The organism is Sinosporangium album (assembly GCF_900100605.1).
GTDB lineage: Bacteria > Actinomycetota > Actinomycetes > Streptosporangiales > Streptosporangiaceae > Sinosporangium > Sinosporangium album.
Genome location: NZ_FNCN01000038.1, coordinates 24,223 through 43,859 on the forward strand (window position 1 = coordinate 24,223; position 19,637 = coordinate 43,859).

Here is a 19,637-nt window from a genome sequence, read left to right on the forward strand (position 1 = left end):
TCCTCAGCCGGGGAACCGGCAGCAGAAGATCGCGGTGCCGGGCAGGTGCCGGCCTCGGAGAGGACTCCATCCTCCCCAGATCCGGTCGTGCCCGTCAGGCCATTCGGGCTCGATCAGCCGGTCGAGCACCAGCCCGGCGCCGGTGATGTGGCCGACCCAGTCGCCGAGGGTGTTGTGGTGCTCGACGTAGACGGGGGTGCCGTCCTCGTCGGTCTCGACGTACGGCATGCGGTCGAAGTAGGTGGTCGTTCCCACGGTCAGGCCGCGGGGGCCCGGATCGTCGGGGAACGCCCACCTGATCGGATGACTCACCGAGAAGACGAACCTTCCGCCGGGCCGCAGCACCCGGCGGATCTCGGCGAGCACCGCGCCGGCGTCGGCCACGAACGGCAGCGCGCCGAACGCCGAGCAGGCCAGGTCGAACGAGCCGGCGGCGAAGGGCAGGACCTCGGCGTCGGCCTGCACGACCGGCAGGGCGCTCCGGCCGTCGCCCATGAGATCGCCCATGAGATCGTCGATGAGGTTCGCGTCGATGCGGCGGGAGTGCTGGAGCTGGCGGAACGACAGGTCCAGCCCCACGACCCGCGCGCCCTGGCCGGCCAGCCAGCGCCCGCACTGCCCGGCGCCGCACCCGATCTCCAGGACGCGGCGTCCGGCGACCTCGCCGAGCAGCCGGGCCTGCGCCTCGTCCAGCCCTTCGGGGCACCAGATGAAACCCGCGTCGCGCAGGAACGCGCCGTGTTCGGCCTGGTAGTCGTCGGCCTCGGAGTCCCACCAGCCTCGGACGGCCCGGCTGGTGGCCCGGGAGTCGACGGGCCTGCGGAAGGACCGGGTGACGCTCACCGCGTCCACCGACCCCTCCGACAGTTTGTCCGTGGATGAGCTCATGGTCACGTGCGGGTCAGCGGGCCTTCGGGCCGCGCGGGATGCGGGCGCCCTTGGGCAGCGGCCCCTTCGGCAGGGGCAGGTTCTGCGGCAGCGCGCGCAGCCGGTAGTTGATCTCGGAGACCGCGGGCTTCTTGAGGTTGCGGGGGAGCTTCATCAGGTGGCGCTGGAGCTTGGCGAGCGGCACTTGGCCTTCGCCGTCTCCGCACTGCACGTCGTAGACCGGCACCTCGACCGCGACCCGCTGCACCCGCTTCTTCTCCGCCAGGAGCAGCTTCTGAATCCGGCCGCCGTATCCCTCGCCGACCAGCACGATGCCCGGATAGCCGACGACACGGTGAACGACGTCCTGGTCGCGGTTGACCGCGACGGCGGGCGTGACGTCCCAGTTGCCGCGCATGCCCTGGAGCACGGCCGCGGCCGCGCCCACCTGCCCGTCAAGGATGGAGTATTGCGCTTTCTGCGCCAGCTGCCCGAACACCACAAGGCCGACGGTGAGTGACAGCATCAGGCCGATGAAGACCATGTACCACAGCCAGCTCATGACCAGACCGATCACGATGCATACCGCGAGGGTGCCGAGCGCGGAGGCATAAACGATCGGCATGCCCTTGGGGTTGGCCTGCTTGACGATCTTCGCGATCATCCGGAGCTGCTTGATCCGCCCCGGACGCTCACTCGCGGGGTCTACGGGCTTTTTCGCCATGCTGTGAAGGATACAAATCCCAGGGTCAAGAACGGAAAACGGACAGGCGTCGAGATCTCGACGGAGGGACACGCGGGCTCTCGCCGTACGGCAGCGCTCCGCGCCCCGGCCGGGCCGCTGCGACCGGCGGACGGCTCGGCCCGGTCTCGGGGCGGGCGAGCGCGATCACCTGTCCGCGGCGGGCGGTCAGGCGCTCTGACGTGCCTCGATCGCCTGCTTGTAGAGGCGCCCGGCCCGGTACGACGAGCGGACCAGCGGCCCCGACAGGACCCCGGCGAAGCCGATGGCCTCGGCCTCGGCCTGCAGTTCCACGAACTCGTGCGGCTTCACCCAGCGGTCCACCGGGTGGTGGCGCGGCGTGGGACGCAGGTATTGCGTGATGGTCAGCAGGTCGCACCCGGCTTCGTGCAGGTCGCGCATGGCCTGGATGATCTCGTCGCGCTCCTCGCCCATGCCGAGGATCAGGTTCGACTTGGTCACCAGGCCGGCCTCGCGGGCCATCGTGATGACCTCCAGCGAGCGCTCGTAGCGGAAGGCGGGCCGGATGCGCCGGAAGATGCGTGGCACCGTCTCGACGTTGTGGGCGAAGACCTCCGGCTTGCTGGAGAAGACCTCCTCCAGCTGGGCGCGGTCGCCGTTGAAGTCCGGCACGAGCAGTTCGACGCCGCAGCCTTCGACGGTGGCGTGGATCTGCCGCGCGGTCTCGGCGTACAGCCAGGCCCCGCCGTCCGGCAGGTCGTCACGGGCCACGCCCGTCACGGTGGCGTAGCGCAGGCCCATCTGCTGCACCGACTCGGCGACCCGGCGCGGCTCGTCCCGGTCGTACTCGGCGGGTTTGCCGGTGTCGATCTGGCAGAAGTCGCAGCGCCGGGTGCAGTGGTCGCCACCGATGAGGAAGGTGGCCTCCCTGTCCTCCCAGCACTCGTAGATGTTGGGACAGCCGGCCTCTTCGCAGACGGTGTGGAGACCCTCCCGCCTCACGAGCGACTTCAGCTCGGTGTATTCGGGACCGGTTTTCAGCTTCGTCTTGATCCATGGCGGCTTGCGCTCAATGGGGGTCTGGCTGTTGCGCACCTCCAGGCGGAGGAGCTTACGGCCTTCTGGAGCAACGGTCACAGACGACAGCTTATGTCCCGCTCCGCAACACAGCCGACCAGGGGGGAAGGTTCAGGCCCGCATGGCGGTCGCGAGGTCGTCCTCGTGCAGATCGTACGGCTCCGCCGCGAGGGCTTCGGCGAGCCGCTTCTCGGCGAACGGCAACACCTCGTCGACCACGATCCGGCGCCCGGTCTCGGCCGACAGCGACGAGACGCCCGCGCCGTCGATCCCGCAGGGCACGATGCGGTTGTACCAGCTCGGGTCGTTGGAGCAGTTGAGTGAGAACCCGTGCATGGTGGTGCCGCGGGAGACGCGGATGCCGACGGCGCCGAGCATGCGGTCGGGCAGGCCGACCGCGGGGTCGCCCGGCACCCACACCCCGCTGCGCCCTTCGACGCGCCTGACGGCGACGCCGAAGTCGGCGCAGACGTTGATCAACGCCTCCTCCAGCGACCGCACGTAGGCCACCACGCCGATGGAGCCGTCCAGTTTGACGATCGGGTATCCGACGAGCTGACCGGGTCCGTGCCAGGTGATGCGCCCGCCTCTGTCGACCTCGACCACGGGGGTGCCGTCGGTGGGGCGCTCACCCGGCGTGGTGCGCTTGCCCGCCGTGTAGACGGGGGCGTGTTCGAGCAGGAGGGCGACGTCGGGCCCCCGGTCGTCGGCACGCCAGGCATGGATCCGGCGCTGCAGCGCCCACACCTGCTCGTAGGGAACATCAACACCCAGTCGGACGACCGCCAGCTTGTTCACACTTTAAGATTAGTTGACCATTCGGTCGGGGGTCAGGCGGTCAGGCGTCTCGGCTCGATCCGGAACTCCTTGACCCCGCCCGCGCCGTCGCGCTCGATGCGGTAGGCCGCACCGGTGGGGCTGGTCGAGACGGCCTGGATGAACTCCGTGCCGACGTAGTGCAGGGCCACACCCTCGTCGGCCGCGTAACCTTCCGGCAGCTCGCCGTCGCCCACCGACCGGTGCAGCAGCTCGCGCCGCTGCGGGTCGGAGTCGTAGTGGACCCCGCACGAGAACGGCAGCAGCCCGAGGCCCTCGGCCCATGGCCGCAGCTCGGGGCCGAAGGAGTCGGTGTTGCCGCCGACATGCCAGCAGAGCGCCCCGGCGCTCTGCCCCGACAGCACGATCCCGGCCCGCCACGCCTCTTCGAAGATCTCGTCGAGCCCGTGGAGACGCCACAGCGCGGCGAGGTTGGCAACGCTCCCACCGCTCACATAGATCGCGTCCTGCGACAGCACCCACTCGCGGGGGTCGTCCACATTGGGCATGGGGAACAGCGTGAGGTGGCTGACCTCGACGTCCCAGTCGTGGAACGCGGTATACATCTTCAGCAGCCAGTCGGAGTCGTCGCCCAGCGCCGTGGCGAGCAGACCGAGCTTGGGCCGGTCCTGGCCCGTCAGGTCGAGCGTGTAGCGCATGAGGGCGCTCGGCTCGATGAAGCCCTCCCTTACGGACGGACGGAACGATCCACCACCGATGGCGACGATATGGGACTGACCAGCCCTGCTCATTGTGTATCTCCCTGAGCGTGGAACCCCGTCCACGGGACGGGGTTAGAAACCCGGAATGTGGGTGCGCTTCGGACGAACGGCACCCTAGAGTACGGCGGCCAGGGCCCTCCGGAGGTCCGTATACCGGAAGGTGTAGTTCATCGCCAATAGTCGCTTAGGCACTGCTCTGGGGCCTATGAGAACTCCCTCGGAAGCGAACTCGCCGAGCCCGAGGCGCAGCGCGAACCCCGGTACGGCCAGCGGCAGCGTCGGCTTGCCCAGCACCTTGCCCAAGGTCCTGGTGAACTCCGCGTTGGTGACCGGGTTCGGCGCGGTCAGGTTGACCGGGCCTCGGGCCTCGGGGTCGTCGAGCATGTGCCGTACGGCACCGACCCAGTCGTCGATCGCGATCCACGGCCAGAACTGCCGCCCCGAACCCAGCGGAGCGCCGAGGCCCAGCCTGAAGATCGGCAGGATCGGCCCGAGCGCCCCGCCCTTCCCGCTGAGCACCATGCCGGTGCGCAGCCGTACCGTGCGGATGCCCGCGTCCTCGGCGGGCTCGGTCTCCGACTCCCACGCCCGCACCACGTCGGCCAGGAACCCCGTGCCGGGCGGCGACGACTCGTCCACGACCCGGTCGCGGGTGTCGCCGTAGTAGCCGACGGCCGAGGCCGACAGGAACACCCGCGGCTTATGCCGCATGTGCGCCAGCGCCCGCGCGATCGTGCGCGTGCCGTCGACCCGGCTGCGCAGGATCAGCCGCTTGCGATCCGGGGTCCACCGTTTGCCCCCGATGCCCGCCCCCGCCAGATGGACCACCGCGTCGGCCTCCTGGAGGACATCGGTGTCCAGTAGGCCCTTCTCCGGGTTCCAGAAGGACTCACCGGCCCCTCGGGGCGGTCGCCGTACCAAAGTGATGACCGTCTGGCCATCACCCCTCAGGGAGCGAATCAGCGCCGATCCCAACAGTCCGGACGATCCAGTCACGATCACTGTCATCGGTGCTCCTTAACGAGGACCCCCGCGCAGGGCGATGCGAGCGGGCGCGCGAAAGATCGCGCGTTCAGCCTAGGCGGGCGAGGAAGAAGCGCAAGCCCTGATCATCGGCGCAGTCGGCGCTGTCGCCGTAGGTGTGCCGCTCGGGGTCGGTGCTCGTGCCCCCGGCCGCGCGGACCCTGGCGACGGCGGCCTCGACGTCGGACACCACATACAGCGGTACGGCGATCGCCGCCCTCCGCCCACCGCGCAGACCCGTCATCGGGCGTATGTCGGCCCCGCGGGAGGCCACATTCCAGCCGTCCTGCGAGCGGCCCGGCCGGAACTCCCAGTCGAGCGCCGCCCCGAAGAAGGCGCGTGCCCGGGCGGAGTCAGGAGTCTCGACGGTGATGTAGCCCAGGTCGCCGGGGCGGGGTACGGCGGTCGCCCGCGCGCCCGTGGTGTCGTGGTAGACGGCGAACGGCAGCCCCTGGTCGTCCTGGCACCTGGACATGGTGCCGTAGGGCTCCTCGGACGGCTCGTCCGCCTTGCCTCCGGCCGCCCGGACCTTCTCCACGACGGCGCTCACGTCGTCGACGTGGAAGCAGAGGAACAGGGTCAGGCGCTCCCGGCCTCCCCAGAGGCCGTGTTTGGGGGAGATCCCCCGCACCTCGCGGCCCTCCGGCACACTGCCTGGAGCGATTTCCCATTCGAGCGCCGCACTGTAGAACTTCTCCGCGCGCTCCACGTCAGGTGTCCACAGAGCCGCGTATCCGACGTCCCCGTGCCGCAGCCGATCGCTTCCCGCCATCGCCGTTCCCCCTGGTCAACCGGTGATTTTGGCTTATCCGTGACATACCCACGCAAGGGTGGGTGAAAGCGAAGGACCGGCCCTCCCGGAGGGGGAGCCGGTCCTTGCGTCACATGTGCCGCTCAGCCTAGCCGCTGAGGCCGAGCTGGTTCTCGAAGCGGCCCTCCTCCAGACGACGCTTGATCGTCGTGAGGAAGCGGGCGGCGTCGGCGCCGTCGACCAGGCGGTGGTCGTAGGTGAGGGCCAGGTAGACCATCGACCGGACGGCGATGACCTCGCCCTCGGGCGTGTCGATGACGACCGGGCGCTTCACGACCGCGCCGGTGCCGAGCATGCCGACCTGCGGCTGGTTCAGGATCGGCGTGTCGAACAGGGCGCCGCGGCTGCCGGTGTTCGTCAGCGTGAAGGTGCCGCCGCCCAGCTCGTCCGGGCTGATCCGGTTGCCGCGGGTGCGCTCGGCCAGATCGGCGATCTTGCGGGCCAGACCGGCGATGTTGAGGTCGCCGGCGTCCTTGATCACCGGGACGAGCAGACCGCGCTCGGTGTCGACCGCGATCGCCAGGTGCTCGGCGTCGTGGTAGGTGACCTCGTTGGTCTCGCTGTTGATCTGGGCGTTCAGCTTGGGGTGCTGCTTGAGCGCCTCGATGGCCGCCAGGGCGAAGAACGGCATGAACGAGAGCTTGACGCCCTCGCGGCGCTGGAACTCGGCCTTGGCCTGGTCGCGGAGCCGGGAGATCTTGGTGACGTCGACCTCGACGACCGAGGTGAGCTGAGCCGACACCTGGAGCGACTCGACCATGCGCTTGGCGATGGTCTGCCGGATCCGCGGCATCTTCTCGGTGCGTCCGCGCAGCGTCGTGTCGACCACGACGGGGGCGGGCGCGGCGGGCGCGGCGGGCGCGGCGGGCGCGACCTGGGCCGGAGCCGCGGCCGGGGCGGCGGGCGCGGCCTGGGCGGCGCGCTCGCGCTGGACCCGGGCGGCCTCGACCACGTCCTGCTTGCGGATGCGTCCGCCGACACCGGTGCCGGTAATGGTGTCGAGGTCGACACCGTGCTCGCCCGCGAGCTTGCGCACCAGCGGGGTGACGTAGGGGCTCTCACCCGAGACCGCCGGAGCGGGCGCCGCGGGGGCGGCCGGAGCCTGGGCGGCCGGCTGCGGAGCGGGCGCGGGGGCCGGGGCCGGGGCGGGCGGGGCCGGCGGGGCGGCCTGCGGTGCCGGCTGGGGCGCCGGGGCGGGGGCCGGGGGAGCCGGCGGGGCCGCGGGGGCGGGCTGCGGGATCGAGGAGACCGGCTCGGGGGCGGGCGCGGGGACCGCCTCCGGCGCCGGGGCGGCCACCCCGGCGGAGCCGTTCTGGTCGATGATCGCGAGCTCGGCCCCGACCTCGACGGTCTCGTCCTCGGCGACCACGATCTTGGTGATCACACCCGAGGAGGGCGACGGGATCTCGGTGTCGACCTTGTCCGTCGATACTTCGAGGAGCGGCTCGTCGGCTTCGACGCGCTCGCCCTCCTTCTTGAGCCAACGGGTGACCGTGCCCTCGGTGACGCTTTCGCCGAGCTGGGGCATCGTTACGGAGACCGGCATGATGGATCTTCTCCTGTGAGGGCTTGGCTAGCTGTGCAGGTGGAGCGGCTTGCCGGCCAGGGCCAGCATGGCCTCGCCGACGGCCTCGGACTGGGTCGGGTGCGCGTGGATGAGCTGGGCCACCTCGGAGGGCAGAGCCTCCCAGTTGTAGATGAGCTGGCCCTCGGTCACGAGCTCGCCGATGCGGCGGCCGACCATGTGCACCCCGAGAACGGGGCCGTCCTTCTGAGCGATGACCTTGACGGCTCCCTGCGTCTGCAGGATCTGGCTCTTGGGGTTGCCCGCGAGATCGTAGGTCATCTCGACGATCTCGTAGCCGCGCTCGCGTGCGACCGCGGAGGTGATGCCGACCGAGGCCACCTCGGGGTCGGAGTAGGTGATGCGCGGCACGCCGTCGTAGTCGATGGGCGCGGGGTTCAGACCGGCGATGAGCTCGGCGACCATGATGCCCTCGGCGAAGCCCACGTGCGCGAGCTGCAGCGTCGGGTTGACGTCGCCGATCGCGTAGACGCCCGGCACGTTGGTGCGGCAGTGGGCGTCGACCGCGACGGCGCCGCGCTCAAGCGCGATGCCGACCTCCTCGTAGCCGAGGCCCGCGGTCACGGCGCCGCGGCCGACGGCGACGAGCAGGAGCTCCGCCTCCAGCGTCTTGCCGCCCTCAAGGGTGACGATGACGCCGGTGTCGTTGGTCTTGACGCTCTCGAAGCGCACACCCAGCTCGTACTTGATGCCGCGGCGGCGGAACGCGCGCTCCAGCATCTTGGAGCTCGCCTCCTCCTCCAGCGGGAGCAGGTGCGGCAGCGCCTCGACGATCGTGACCTCGGAGCCGAACGACTTCCACACACTGGCGAACTCGACGCCGATGACGCCGCCGCCCAGCACGATGACCGACGAGGGGACGCGGTCGAGCACGAGCGCGTGCTCGCTCGTGATGACGCGCTCGCCGTCGATGTCGAGGCCGGGCAGGGACTTCGGCTCCGAACCCGTGGCCAGGACGATGTCGCGGCCCTCGTAGACGGTGCCGCCCACGGCCACGCTCTTCGGGCCGACCAGGCGGCCCTCGCCCTCGACGACGGTGACGCCGCGGCCCTTGAGCAGACCCTGGACGCCCTTCCAAGCCCTGTTCACGATCTTGTCGCGGAAGGCGCGGACACCCTGCATGTCGATGCCCTCGAAACGTGCCTTCACGCCGACGCTCTCGGCCTCACGGGCCTCGTCTGCCACCTCGGCGGCGTGGAGGAACGTCTTGGTGGGGATGCAGCCTCTGTGCAGGCAGGTGCCGCCGATCTTGTCCTTCTCGATCAGCAGAACCGACTTGCCCAGCTCGGCCGCGCGCAACGCGCACGCATACCCGCCGCTACCGCCCCCAAGGACCACGATGTCGTAGGGGCCGCTGCCTTCAGCCACAGGATTGCTCCTTGTCAGATTGATCCACCGGGGCCAGGCTCCTGGCCTGCCTCCGGCTATAGCATCTTTTCACTTGTCCACGCCGTAGGTGACCCGCTCGCGAGGGTCACTCCGCGTAGCGTCCGGCCAACCCCACGAGCGTGCGGGTGATCGCCCCGGTGCCGCCCTTCGGCGTGTAACCGTACGGCTCGCCCTTGTTGAAGGCGGGTCCGGCCATGTCGATGTGCGCCCAACGAATTCCGTCCGGCACGAATTCCCGGATGAACAGCGCGGCGGCCAGCATGGAGCCCGACCGCTCCGGGTTGATGTTCGCGATGTCGGCCACCGCCGAGTCGAGCCCCTTGCGCAGCTCCTCCGGAAGCGGCATGCCCCAGGCGCCCTCCCCTTCGCGCACGGCGGCGGCGACGACCTCATCGCGCACGGCGTCGTCGTTGCTCATGACGCCGGACACGCGCCAGCCGAGCGCGACGATCTGCGCCCCGGTCAGCGTGGCGACGTCCACGATCAGGTCCGGCTCGTCCTGCGCTGCCCGCGCGATGCCGTCGACCAGCACCAGGCGGCCCTCGGCGTCGGTGTCGAGCACCTCGACGGTCTTGCCGCTGAAGGTGTGGAGCACATCGGAGGGGCGCTGGGCGTTGCCGCTCGGCATGTTCTCCGCCAGGCAGAGGTAGCCGGTCACGTTGACGTTCAGCCCGAGCCGGGCCACGGCGGTCACCGCGCCGAGCACCGCGGCCGCGCCCGCCATGTCCGCCTTCATCCAGTCCATGGAGGCCGACGGCTTGAGCGACAGACCGCCCGAGTCGAAGGTGATGCCCTTGCCGACGAAGGCCAGGGTCTTGCTCGCCCCGGCCGGAGAGTAGGACAGGCGGATCAGCCGCGGCGGGTTGGCCGACCCCTGGCCGACCCCGATGATGCCGCCGTAACCGCCGTCGCGCAGGGCTTCCTCGTCGAGCACCTCGACCGAGAAGCCGGCCTTGGGGCCGGTCTCCTCGGCGATCTCGGCGAAGCGGGCCGGCCACAGGTCCGACGGAGGCGTGTTGACCAGGTCGCGGGTGAACTTCACCGCCTCGGCGACCACCTCGGCCTGCCGCAGCGCCTCCTCGGCGCCCTCGGCGGAGGAGACGACGGTGACCTCGCCGACGGGGCGCCGCCCCTCGCCGCTGGTGCGGTAGCGGTCGAAGTCGTAGGCGCCCAGCAGGCCGCCCAGCACCACCGCGCCCGCCTGCGCCGCCGTGGCGGCGGGAAGCGACAGCGCCACGCGCTCCTTGCCGCTGAGCGCGCGCGTGGCCGCGCCGGCGGCACGGCGCAGTGCTTCGAGGGCGTCGTCCGAGTCGGGGGAGGCGTCGCCCGCGGGGGCGTCTCCCAGGCCGACGACGACGAGCAGTGGCGCGGAGATGGCGCCGAACGTCGGGATCTTGGCGATCTCGCCCGCCGAGCCCTTGTGGCCGAGGGATGCGAGGGTGTCGGAAAGCTTGCCGTCGAGCGCGCGATCGATGGTTTCGGCGCCCGGTGCGGGGCGGATGCCGTCCGAGCCGGAGTGGACACCGACGACCAGAGCGTCGGTGTCGGTCGAGACGGGGTCAGTGGTGTTCAGCCGCACAGTGGTCACACAGCCCGATGCTAGCCCTGCTTCATGAGTAGTCATAAACGAGGGTTCATCCTACCAATCGGCAATGAGACCTCCATGACGGGGTCCGAATAATGGTGCTACTCTCACTAGCACCATGTTGCTCTCCTTGGACCTCAGTGATCCACGCCCGCTCCACGAACAGGTGGCGGGCGCGATCAGACGTTCGATCGCCCAAGGCGCCTACGCCCCGGGCGACCGCCTGCCGTCCGCGCGAGACCTCGCCGACGCCCTCGGCATCAACGCCAACACGGTGCTGAGAGCCCTGCGCGACCTCCGCGACGAGGGCCTGCTGGAGTTCCGGCGCGGGCGCGGCGTCAGCGTCCACCGCCTGCCCGACACCAAATCCGTCCTGGAATCGCTGGCCCGCGAGTTGCTGGAGGAAGCCGAGCGGCGCGGATACGGCAAAGACGAGGTGATCGAGATCCTCAAGGAGCTGCCATGACATCCGTGACATCTCCGCCATGCAACCGCAGGCCATCTCGAATAAGCCCATGTCACGCAAGCCCATGTCACACAAGGGAGGCATGATGACGCCGAGAAACCGGGCACTCGCCATCGGAGGCGCGTGGGGGGTGGTGGTGACGGCCGCCGTCCTGACCGTCCCTCTGTCCCAGCGCGGTCGGCTTCCCGAGCCGCTCGCCACCCACTGGGGGCCCGGCGGCGTCGACGGCACCGCGTCCTTCACCGCGACGCTCCTCGTCTCCGCGCTCCTCTGGGTCATCCCCTGGGCCCTCCTCATGGGCATCGCGGTGGTCGGCCCGCCTACCACCCGTCAGGGGCGCGCCACCTGGTGGGCCGCCCTCGGGGGATGGGGGGTGCTCGCCGCCGGCATCACGTTATTGATCGTCTACTCCAACCTCGACGTGGCACAGGCCCGCGACGCCGCCATGTCCTGGTGGCAGCCCGTGGCGGTGGTGGGCGGCGGATTCGCCGCCGCGGCCTTGGCGGGTTTTCTCGGCAGGGGTGAGCCCGATCCGCCTCAGGAGGCCGCCTCATCCACCGGTCTGCCCACGGTCCGGCTGCGGCCCGGGCGGCGCACCGTGTGGATCGGCCGCACCTCCAACCGGTGGCTGGCGGCCATGTCCTGGGCCGCCGTCGCACCGGCTGCGATCTTGGGTGGGGGAGCGGCGGCGGGCCTGCTTCCGGCCCACCTCGGCTGGGTCGGGCTCAGCCTCGCACCCCTCGCCGTGATCGGATCGATCACCTCCACGGTCCGCGTGAGGATCGGCGACGACGGCCTGACGATCGGGTTCGGTGCGTTCGGATGGCCGAGGAGGCACATCCCGCTCGATCGCGTCGATTCCGCCTGGGCCGAGGCACGCAGCCCGGCCGACGTCGGAGGGTGGGGGCTGCGCGGGCTGCCCGGCGCGTCCACGATCATGCTCAGGGGCGGCCAGTGTCTCGTCGCCCGCTACACCTCAGGCGGCCGGATCGCGATCAGCGTCGACGACGCCGAACGCGGCGCGGCCCTCCTCAACGCACTCGTCATGGAGCGTTCCGAGGCCCTGCCATGAGCCTCACGCGGTTGCGGGCCATCGGCGGACGAGCCGACCTGTTCATCTTCCTGGGCGTCGCGCTCGGCCTCTCGTGGCTGCTCCTGCTGCCCGTCTGGACGGGGCCACCGGCCTGGTCGGCTGGGCCGTCCTCGCCGCGCTCACGGTGCTCGCGCTGCGGGCGTGACCCGTCACGCCCCCGGCGCCGCCGGGGTCAGAAGGCGGCGGCGACCACCAGGCTCACGGCGGCGGCGGTCTCGGTCAGAGCGCCTAGCACGTCGCCCGTGATCCCTCCGAGCCGCCGCACGGCATGGCGCCGCAATCCCCAGGCCGCCGCCAGCCCGGCCAGCACGGCCACCGGGTAGGCCACGGGCGACACGCCCTGCCCCCACGCCTCTTGTCCCCACAGCCCCTGTCCCCACAGCCCCTGTCCCCACAGCCCCTGTCCCCACAGCCCCTGTCCCCACAGCCCTTGCGCCCACAGTCCCTGCGCCCACGACAGCAGTACGGCTCCCGCCACCACCGCCGCGGTGGCGGCCACCTGCCCCGTGCGCGTGACGCTGCCGGCCACCATCGCCCCCAGCCCGCCCGGCCGCGCGGCCGGCACCCTGCCGCCGCACGCCCACGTGATGGCCAGCCTCCCGGTGACACACGCCACCACCAGCGCGTACGGCCCGGCCTCGGCCGCCGCCGTCACCTGCACCAGCAGGACGACGATCAGCGTCATCACGCCAAACGGCCCTATGTCTGACTTTTTCATGATGTCGAGGGCGCCGTCGGCGGGCTTGCCGCTCCCCAGCCCATCGGCGAGATCCGCCAACCCGTCAAGGTGCAAGCCCCGCGTGAGCAATGCCAGCACGCCGACCGCCAGCACCGCCGGCAGCAGGCCCCCGACGAACAGACCGGCAACCCACATCACCAGCGCCGCCGCACCCCCCAGCACCAGCCCCACCAGCGGCGCCAGCACCATCGCCCGGCCGGCCGAAGCCCTGTCCACCTGCGGGAACCGTACGGGCACCACACTCAGCACGCCGAACGCGAGCCTCACCCCATCCACACGCGCAGCCTAAACGGCCCGCCCACCCCGCAGGCACCGCAGCCGGCGCGGCCGGTCAGATGGGGAGGGGGAGGAGGCGGCCGGCGATGACGAGGGCCACGTCGTCGGATTCGGCGGCGATGGCCTGGTTGAGGCGGCCGAGGGCGTCGCGGAAGCGACGGCCGCTCGACGTGGCGGGGACGACGCCGAAGCCGACTTCGTCGGAGACGGCGATCACGCGTGCGGGTGTCCGCCGCCAGGCGGCGGCGAGTTCGGCGCAGCGGTCGGTCACGGCGGCGGTGCTGCCCTCCCAGGCACCGCACTCGTCGAACACCGCCGCGAGCCAGGTGCCGAGGCCGTCGATCAGCAGTGCGCCCTCGGCCTCCGCCAGCAGGCCCACCAGGTCGGTCGTCTCCGAGGTGGCCCAGTGGCGCGGCCGACGGTCGCGATGCTCGGCCACCCTGCGCCGCCACTCCGGGTCGTCCCCGCCCGTCGGGCCGGTCGCGACGTAGGTGACCTCCGGCTCGCAGGCCAGCCTGAGCTCGGCCTCCGCGGACTTGCCGGAACGGGCCCCGCCCAGCAGAAGGGTCCGCCGCGGCGCCGCGGGGCCGGGCGCCGGGGGCCGGAGCGTCTCGATCGCCGTACCGTCGGGTACGGCACTCACCCCCCACAGCGCCGTCCGCCTGGCCGGCTCCGCCTCCGAGGGCGCCCGGTGGTCGACCCCGACCGCCACCACGTGTGTCGCCGCCCCGACCAGCCCACGCCGCCGCAGCCCGCCGAGCCGCTCCGGCCTGTCCAGCAGGTCGATCAGCACCATGGCGTACGGCGTGGCCTCGTCGGAGCCGGGGCCGGGGCCGCCACCGGGGCCGGAGCCGCGGCCAGGGTCGGGGCCAGGGCTGGGGCCAGGGCTGGGGAGCGGGGCGGTGCCGTACAGGGCGGGGTCGGCGAGGAGGAGGCGGGAGCCGTCCGGGCCGGTCACGGCGAGGCCGTCGGGCACCGCCGCGACGGTGAAGCCCGGCGGCGGGGCCTCCTCCCGGGCGGGCCAGGGGAGGCGCAGGGCGCCGTCGAGCACGATGTCGAGGGGGCGCCGGCGGCCGGGGGACACGCGCGCGCACGAGGCGCAGCCGCAGCCGGGCTCAGGCCATCCCCGGAGACCGGCGGAGCCGTTGATCAGGACCTTCATCAGGAACCTCCGAGGAGACCCCCGCCTTGAGGCGGGGGAGGAATCGGACCCCCTGCGGAGCAGGGCAGGGGCGGGCGTTTCGCCGCCGGGCGAAACGCCATGCGAACACACGCGTGCCCTGAGCCATTCGCCGGGGGTTCGCCGGGGGCGGTGCCTGCGGGGATGCGGGTGCGGACGGATAGTGTTCGTCCGCTGCGGGGTTTCGCGCTGCGGTGCACCGCAGACGCGCTCGCGGCTTGGCATGCGGTCCCGTAAGGCATTGGACCTCGACGTAGGGGAAAGAGGAGCGTGGAGATGACCTGGCGCTGGCGCTATGAGAACGCGAACGGTGGCGAGGTCACCGATCGGCCGCTGCCGAGGGATGTCTTCCAGAACCAGTCCGACGCCGAGTCGTGGCTGGGGGAGAACTGGTCCGAGCTGCTGAGCGCCGGCGTCGAGCAGGTGAGCCTGCTGGAGGACGACCGGGTCGAATACTCGGGGATGTCCCTCCGGGAGCAGTAGGAGTCCCCGCGGGCCGCGTCCGCCCCGCCGCAGCCGCGGCGAGGCGGACGCGGGCGCCTCACGGACGCTCGGCGGGCGACTTGGTGAGAGCGGGGTCGCGCTGGACGATCGGGCCGAGCACGTCGTCGATCTTCTCCATGATCTCCCGGTCGAGCTTGACGCCCGCCGCCTTGACGTTGTCCCGGACCTGGTCGGGGCGGGACGCGCCGACGATGGCGGAGGCCACGTTCGGGTTCTGCAGCACCCAGGCGATCGCGAGCTGGGCCATGCTCAGGCCCGCCTCCTCGGCGATCGGCTTGAGCTCCTGCACGCGCGTGAGCACTTTGTCCTCCATCCAGGCGGAGATGACCGACGCCCCGCTCTTCTCGTCGGTGGCCCGGGAGCCGACCGGGGGCGCCTGCCCGGGCAGGTACTTCCCGGTGAGCACGCCCTGGGCGATGGGCGACCAGACGATCTGGCTCAGACCTTCCTTCTCGCTGAGCGGGACGACCTCCTGCTCGATGACCCGCCACAGCATCGAGTACTGCGGCTGGTTGGAGATGATCCGGTCGAAGCCCATCTCATCGGCGATCTTGAGGGCCTCGGCGATCTGCGAGGCCGTCCACTCGCTGACGCCGACGTAGAGGACCTTGCCCTGCCGTACGAGGTCGTCGAACGCGCGCAGGGTCTCCACGAGCGGCGTCTCGGAATCGAACCGGTGGGCCTGGTAGAGGTCGACGTAGTCGGTCTGCAGGCGGCGCAGGGAGCCGTGGAGGGACTCCATGATGTGCTTGCGCGACAGCCCGCGGTCGTTGGGGCCGGGGCCGGTCGGCCAGTAGACCTTGGTGAAGATCTCCAGCGACTCGCGGCGCTCGCCCTTCAGCGCTCTGCCGAGCACCTGCTCCGCTTTGGTCTCTGCGTAGATATCGGCCGTGTCGAAGGTCGTGATGCCTTCGTCGAGCGCCGCCCGGACGCACGCCAGTGCGGCGTCCTCCTCGACCTGGGAGCCGTGAGTGATCCAATTTCCGTAGCTGATTTCACTGACCTTCAGGCCACTACGGCCCAGATAGCGGAATTCCATGGATACGACCCTACGCTCGGGAGAGAGTCGATCATCTAGGCGGTGAGCGGCTGGGATTCGGGATAGTGTGCCCCGGGTGCGGCGGTTGATCGGTTCTCGGTTGGTACGGCGGGCGCTTCTCGGGGTCATCCTGGCCGCGATCGTCGTACGGGTGGTCAGGTGGCGGCGCATCGCGCGAGCTCAGGGCCGCGCGCGTGCCGCGAGCCGAGCTCGGGCCGCCGCCGCCCATGCCGGGGCCCATGCCGGGGCGCGCAGCGGGGCGGCGGTCGCACCGGCCTCGACGACGGCGGGGCTGCAGGCCGACCAGGGCGGGGCCGTGCCCATGCCGGGGGTGCCCGGCGCGGCGCAGCGCGCCCACTCCGCGACGCGGCGCGACCGGCTCCAGGAGGCACTGAACGCCCCCAAGCCGACCCGTCCGCCGCTGTCCGCCGCCGCGCGCACGGTGGTGGTGTGGCTCGCCGCCGTGGCGGCGGCCGTGGCTCTTCTCACCGTGCTCGCCGGGGCGTTCGTGGCGTTCGTGGCCTTCTCCTCCGGCGAGGAGAAGGCCCTGTCGGCGAGTGAGGCCGAACCGCACGCTCAGCGCGAAAGCGGGCCGCGCGAGACCGGGCCGGGGACGGTCTTCCCAGAGGCCCAGTCGATGCCGGTGCCCCAGGCGGGCCCTGCGGGTACGGCTACGCCGTACCCGCAGGGCCGTGAAGACCCGCCGGCGTCCCCCGCGCCGACGGCGCATCCCCGCTGCGCCGTACGGCCCGTCGTCGCCGACGCCAGGCCGCTGTCGCCCGCGATCAGCCGGGCGGTGAACCGGCAGTGGACACGCATCGAGGGCTGGCTGCGGACCAACGCCCCGCGTTCCTACGCGAGCCTGCGCCCCCCGGCGAAGGCCCGCACGCTCGCCGTCGCCGAGGCCCAGATGGGCCTGCGCCTCCCCGACGACCTGCGCGCTTCACTCCTGCGCCACAACGGCTCCGCGGGCCCCGCGGCCTTCGGCCTCGGCACCGCCGGGTCCGGCACGGGCACTCCCGCCCGCACTCCCACGTCGCCCCCGGCCACCGGCCCGACGAGCACCACCGGGCCGACGAAGAGCGGGACGCCGGGCGCCGGCCTGACACGCGGCGGGACGGGCATTGGGCGGGCGGAGAACGGGACGGCGGGCGCTACCGGGACGCCGGGGGCCGGGGCCGGGACGGCGGGTGGCCTGTACGGCGTGCGCGATGTACGCGACACGTGGCGCCGGACCTGTTCGACGTATGCGCCTCTCGGCCATCGGGCCGTCGAGTGGGTCCGTGTCGCTCCGTCGGTCGTGGTCGACACGGCGACGGGACGGCTCGCGCCCACCAGGCTCGGGGCCGTGGAGGGTCTCAAGGGCCGCACGTACTACGGTCTGCTGCGCTCGGTCGCCGACGCCCTGGAGACCGGGCGGCCCTTCGACGGCCACCGCCCGGCGGCCGTCGACGGTGTGCTCCGGTGGGTGCCGTCGCCGACGCCGAGGTGAACCCGGTGGCCGGGACCCGGTAGCCGGGCGCGGGTAGGCGCGGACCGGCACGGATCGCGGCGACGCCCCGTGACGCCGAGTCAGGGGGTGCTCCGATGGGTGCCGTCGGCGGCGCCGGAGCGAAGCCTGAACGTCGAAGTGGACCAGCCTGAACGTCGAAGTGGACCAGACGGACATGCGCGGGCGAGCGCGTGAGGCCGCCAAGGCCAGACGGCCGGATCGACACCGGCAGGTCGGCGAAGGACCGTCGCGGGCCGGGCCGGGTTGGGCGCAGGCGGACACGCGGCACCGCCCCGGCCGGTTCGACGCGGTCGAGTGACCGGTCGCGTGACGTGGGAGCCGGGGTGCCGACCCGCGCTCGACCCCGGCGGCAGCGCTCGACCCCGGCGGGTGGAACGTCCGGGGCGGGTGGAACGGCCGGGGCCGGGTCAGCGGCGGGGTGCCGGGGCGGGGACAGGTCTGCCGCCGGGCAGCACCTGCGGCTTGGGGAAGCGCAGTCGGCGGATCTGCAGGGCGCGCATGGCCGCGTAGAAGCCGATGCCCTTGAGGCTTTCGCCGGGGAACTTCTCGGTGGCGACCTTCTTGACCCGCCAGCCGACCCAGATGGCGGTGGCCAGCACGCTGACCATCATCACAGGCCAGGCGACGGTGATGACGCTGAAGTAGATGTACTGCTTGATGTCGTTGGGGAACGGCACCCAGGTCAGGACCAGGATGACGACCGAGAAGGGCAGGAAGTACTGGCTGACGATGCGCCGGGAGTCGACCCAGTCGCGGGCGAACTTGCGCACGGGCCCTCGGTCGCGCGGCTGGAAGTAGCGCTCATCACCTCTCGCCAGCCCTTCCTGGGCCCGCGCCCGCTGAGCCGCCTGCCGCTCGCGGAGTTGGCGGTAGGCTTCTTTACGGGTCTTGGGCGCCGTGACGGGTTGGCGCCGCCGTCCCTCGGCGTCTCGCCGCTTAGGGGTTGGGCGTCCCTTGCCCCCGGATTTGGCATCGTTTGCGGTGGCGGGGGACTCATCCACAGCCTGCTGGGTACGACGTCGGAACACGACGTTCAGCCTACCGGGCGTGCAACTTAGTGACGCCCTCGTGCGTTATGCGTAGGGTGAACCCAGGGGCGGCTCCACTGATCGACAGGGGCGGTCCGGCAGGGGGCGACCCGAGCACGACCATAAGAAGGGGACGGCCGACGCGCATGAGCGTGATGAAGAGACTTTCAATGATCTTCAAGTCCAAGGCCAACAAGGCCTTGGACAAAATGGAGGATCCACGCGAAACCCTGGATTATTCCTACCAGCGTCAGCTCGACTTGCTGCAGAAGGTCCGCCGGGGCGTGGCCGATGTCGCCACTTCGCGCAAGCGTGTGGAGCTCCAGATCAACCAGCTTGAGCAGCAGGGGGCGCGCCTTGAGGAGCAGGGCCGCAAGGCCCTGACGGTGGGTCGTGAGGACTTGGCGAGGGAGGCCCTCACGCGCCGTTCCGGGCTGCAGTCGCAGATCGCGGACCTGCGCGTCCAGCATGACAACCTCCAGTCGGAGGAGGAGAAGCTCACCACCGCCTCCCACCGCCTGCAGGCCAAGGTCGACGCCTTCCGCACGAAGAAGGAGACCATCAAGGCCACCTACACCGCGGCTGAGGCGCAGACCCGCATCAACGAGGCGTTCACCGGCATCTCCGAAGAGATGGGCGACGTGGGCCTCGCGATCCAGCGGGCCGAGGACAAGACGGCACAGATGCAGGCCCGCGCCGGCGCGATCGACGAGCTGCTGGCCAGCGGCGCGCTGGAGGACTTCACCGGCAAGCGCGACGACATCCAGGCCGAGCTGGACCGCGTGGGCGCCGGCAACGACATCGAGCTCGAACTGCAGCGCATGCGCGCCGAGCTCGGACAGGCGCCGGCGCCGAAGAGCGCGATCGAGTCGGGTGGGCAGCAGCCGCAGCAGCAGCCCCAACCGTCCACGCAGCAATACCGGCAACCGGGGGAGGGGCAGTGATCGTCCGAATCATGGGGGAGGGGCAGGTCCAGATCGCCGAGGGCGATATCGACGTGCTCAACGTTTTGGACACCGATCTGGAGACCGCGATCCAGCGTGACGACGAGGCGGAGTTCCGCGTCAGACTCCACGACCTTCTGGACAAGGTCCGCGAGGTGGGCACGGCGCTTCCAGATGACAGTCTGGAGCCGTCCGAGCTGATTTTGCCGCCTCCTGACGCTTCTATGGATGAAGTGCGCCAAATGCTGGGAGATTCCGGGCTTATCCCGGGCTAGCT

The 19,637-nt window shown here is 71.3% G+C and carries 20 protein-coding genes; 6 read left to right on the top strand and 14 right to left on the bottom strand.

From position 1 onward, the window contains the following. Positions 1–3 precede the first annotated feature (3 nt). The 10 genes from BLQ73_RS26525 to BLQ73_RS26570 form a co-directional block, all read right to left on the bottom strand. Positions 4–888 carry a class I SAM-dependent methyltransferase gene (locus BLQ73_RS26525; protein ID WP_093174562.1) on the bottom strand — a complete coding sequence of 295 codons (885 nt, stop codon included), beginning with the start codon at positions 886–888 and terminating at the stop codon, positions 4–6. A gap of 13 nt (positions 889–901) precedes the next feature. Beyond that, complete coding sequence (locus BLQ73_RS26530) at positions 902–1,591, bottom strand: DUF4191 domain-containing protein (RefSeq protein WP_093174564.1); 690 nt, start codon at positions 1,589–1,591, stop codon at positions 902–904. 186 nt (positions 1,592–1,777) lie between these two features. After that, positions 1,778–2,707: a lipoyl synthase gene (gene lipA / locus BLQ73_RS26535; protein WP_093174566.1), complete on the bottom strand. Its 930-nt coding sequence runs from the start codon at positions 2,705–2,707 to the stop codon at positions 1,778–1,780. Between the two features lie 51 nt (positions 2,708–2,758). Continuing rightward, the gene (lipB, locus tag BLQ73_RS26540; RefSeq protein ID WP_093174568.1) at positions 2,759–3,445 is read right to left on the bottom strand and encodes a lipoyl(octanoyl) transferase LipB; all 687 of its coding nucleotides are present in this window, start codon (positions 3,443–3,445) and stop codon (positions 2,759–2,761) included. 32 nt (positions 3,446–3,477) lie between these two features. Beyond that, on the bottom strand, positions 3,478–4,215 hold the full coding sequence (locus tag BLQ73_RS26545) for a Type 1 glutamine amidotransferase-like domain-containing protein (RefSeq protein WP_093174570.1): 738 nt from the start codon (positions 4,213–4,215) through the stop codon (positions 3,478–3,480). Positions 4,216–4,299: 84 nt separating this feature from the next. Further along, entirely contained in the window at positions 4,300–5,193 is an 894-nt protein-coding gene (locus BLQ73_RS26550; protein ID WP_093174572.1) for a TIGR01777 family oxidoreductase, read from the bottom strand. Between the two features lie 64 nt (positions 5,194–5,257). Continuing rightward, positions 5,258–5,980, bottom strand: coding sequence for a VOC family protein (locus BLQ73_RS26555; RefSeq protein WP_093174574.1), 723 nt, complete (start codon positions 5,978–5,980; stop codon positions 5,258–5,260). A 127-nt stretch (positions 5,981–6,107) separates the two neighbouring features. Then, the gene (sucB, locus tag BLQ73_RS26560) at positions 6,108–7,565 is read right to left on the bottom strand and encodes a 2-oxoglutarate dehydrogenase, E2 component, dihydrolipoamide succinyltransferase (protein WP_093174576.1); all 1,458 of its coding nucleotides are present in this window, start codon (positions 7,563–7,565) and stop codon (positions 6,108–6,110) included. A gap of 27 nt (positions 7,566–7,592) precedes the next feature. Beyond that, a complete protein-coding gene (gene lpdA / locus BLQ73_RS26565; RefSeq protein ID WP_093174578.1) occupies positions 7,593–8,972 on the bottom strand; it encodes a dihydrolipoyl dehydrogenase in 1,380 nt (459 codons plus the stop codon). 106 nt (positions 8,973–9,078) lie between these two features. Continuing rightward, positions 9,079–10,617: a leucyl aminopeptidase gene (locus tag BLQ73_RS26570; RefSeq protein WP_093174580.1), complete on the bottom strand. Its 1,539-nt coding sequence runs from the start codon at positions 10,615–10,617 to the stop codon at positions 9,079–9,081. Positions 10,618–10,696: 79 nt separating this feature from the next. Between BLQ73_RS26570 and BLQ73_RS26575 the strand changes: the two genes are divergently transcribed. Beyond that, the gene (locus tag BLQ73_RS26575; RefSeq protein WP_093174582.1) at positions 10,697–11,044 is read left to right on the top strand and encodes a GntR family transcriptional regulator; all 348 of its coding nucleotides are present in this window, start codon (positions 10,697–10,699) and stop codon (positions 11,042–11,044) included. A gap of 82 nt (positions 11,045–11,126) precedes the next feature. Further along, positions 11,127–12,116 carry a DUF1648 domain-containing protein gene (locus BLQ73_RS26580; RefSeq protein ID WP_143020455.1) on the top strand — a complete coding sequence of 330 codons (990 nt, stop codon included), beginning with the start codon at positions 11,127–11,129 and terminating at the stop codon, positions 12,114–12,116. Between the two features lie 193 nt (positions 12,117–12,309). On the opposite strand, the gene BLQ73_RS26585 is transcribed toward BLQ73_RS26580, so the two are convergent. Beyond that, entirely contained in the window at positions 12,310–13,143 is an 834-nt protein-coding gene (locus BLQ73_RS26585) for an adenosylcobinamide-GDP ribazoletransferase (protein ID WP_093174586.1), read from the bottom strand. A 64-nt stretch (positions 13,144–13,207) separates the two neighbouring features. Beyond that, positions 13,208–14,314 (bottom strand): bifunctional adenosylcobinamide kinase/adenosylcobinamide-phosphate guanylyltransferase, encoded by a 1,107-nt coding sequence (locus BLQ73_RS26590; RefSeq protein WP_093174588.1) that lies wholly within the window; start codon positions 14,312–14,314, stop codon positions 13,208–13,210. A 294-nt stretch (positions 14,315–14,608) separates the two neighbouring features. Here BLQ73_RS26590 and BLQ73_RS26595 point away from each other — a divergent pair, with 294 nt between their 5' ends. Continuing rightward, on the top strand, positions 14,609–14,815 hold the full coding sequence (locus tag BLQ73_RS26595) for a hypothetical protein (protein ID WP_093174590.1): 207 nt from the start codon (positions 14,609–14,611) through the stop codon (positions 14,813–14,815). Positions 14,816–14,873: 58 nt separating this feature from the next. Here the strand turns inward: BLQ73_RS26595 and BLQ73_RS26600 are convergent, their stop codons facing one another. Continuing rightward, positions 14,874–15,875 carry an aldo/keto reductase family protein gene (locus BLQ73_RS26600; RefSeq protein ID WP_093174592.1) on the bottom strand — a complete coding sequence of 334 codons (1,002 nt, stop codon included), beginning with the start codon at positions 15,873–15,875 and terminating at the stop codon, positions 14,874–14,876. A gap of 85 nt (positions 15,876–15,960) precedes the next feature. Between BLQ73_RS26600 and BLQ73_RS26605 the strand changes: the two genes are divergently transcribed. Continuing rightward, the gene (locus BLQ73_RS26605) at positions 15,961–17,367 is read left to right on the top strand and encodes a hypothetical protein (RefSeq protein WP_143020456.1); all 1,407 of its coding nucleotides are present in this window, start codon (positions 15,961–15,963) and stop codon (positions 17,365–17,367) included. A gap of 428 nt (positions 17,368–17,795) precedes the next feature. On the opposite strand, the gene BLQ73_RS26610 is transcribed toward BLQ73_RS26605, so the two are convergent. Continuing rightward, positions 17,796–18,416 (bottom strand): DUF3043 domain-containing protein, encoded by a 621-nt coding sequence (locus tag BLQ73_RS26610; RefSeq protein ID WP_093174596.1) that lies wholly within the window; start codon positions 18,414–18,416, stop codon positions 17,796–17,798. A 146-nt stretch (positions 18,417–18,562) separates the two neighbouring features. Here BLQ73_RS26610 and BLQ73_RS26615 point away from each other — a divergent pair, with 146 nt between their 5' ends. Next, on the top strand, positions 18,563–19,360 hold the full coding sequence (locus BLQ73_RS26615; RefSeq protein ID WP_093174598.1) for a PspA/IM30 family protein: 798 nt from the start codon (positions 18,563–18,565) through the stop codon (positions 19,358–19,360). Then, entirely contained in the window at positions 19,357–19,635 is a 279-nt protein-coding gene (gene pspAA, locus BLQ73_RS26620) for a PspA-associated protein PspAA (protein WP_093174600.1), read from the top strand. Before BLQ73_RS26615 ends, pspAA begins: the two co-directional genes overlap by 4 nt. The last annotated feature ends 2 nt before the right edge of the window (positions 19,636–19,637 follow it).

Coding starts and splice junctions, on each gene's coding strand:
- BLQ73_RS26615 (WP_093174598.1), top strand. CDS start 18,563: ATGAGCGTGATGAAGAGACTTTCAATGATCTTCAAGTCCAAGGCCAAC.
- BLQ73_RS26525 (WP_093174562.1), bottom strand. CDS start 888: ATGAGCTCATCCACGGACAAACTGTCGGAGGGGTCGGTGGACGCGGTG.
- BLQ73_RS26595 (WP_093174590.1), top strand. CDS start 14,609: ATGACCTGGCGCTGGCGCTATGAGAACGCGAACGGTGGCGAGGTCACC.
- BLQ73_RS26580 (WP_143020455.1), top strand. CDS start 11,127: ATGATGACGCCGAGAAACCGGGCACTCGCCATCGGAGGCGCGTGGGGG.
- BLQ73_RS26575 (WP_093174582.1), top strand. CDS start 10,697: ATGTTGCTCTCCTTGGACCTCAGTGATCCACGCCCGCTCCACGAACAG.
- BLQ73_RS26550 (WP_093174572.1), bottom strand. CDS start 5,193: ATGACAGTGATCGTGACTGGATCGTCCGGACTGTTGGGATCGGCGCTG.
- BLQ73_RS26530 (WP_093174564.1), bottom strand. CDS start 1,591: ATGGCGAAAAAGCCCGTAGACCCCGCGAGTGAGCGTCCGGGGCGGATC.
- BLQ73_RS26545 (WP_093174570.1), bottom strand. CDS start 4,215: ATGAGCAGGGCTGGTCAGTCCCATATCGTCGCCATCGGTGGTGGATCG.
- BLQ73_RS26570 (WP_093174580.1), bottom strand. CDS start 10,617: ATGACTACTCATGAAGCAGGGCTAGCATCGGGCTGTGTGACCACTGTG.
- BLQ73_RS26590 (WP_093174588.1), bottom strand. CDS start 14,314: ATGAAGGTCCTGATCAACGGCTCCGCCGGTCTCCGGGGATGGCCTGAG.
- sucB (WP_093174576.1), bottom strand. CDS start 7,565: ATGCCGGTCTCCGTAACGATGCCCCAGCTCGGCGAAAGCGTCACCGAG.
- BLQ73_RS26555 (WP_093174574.1), bottom strand. CDS start 5,980: ATGGCGGGAAGCGATCGGCTGCGGCACGGGGACGTCGGATACGCGGCT.
- BLQ73_RS26600 (WP_093174592.1), bottom strand. CDS start 15,875: ATGGAATTCCGCTATCTGGGCCGTAGTGGCCTGAAGGTCAGTGAAATC.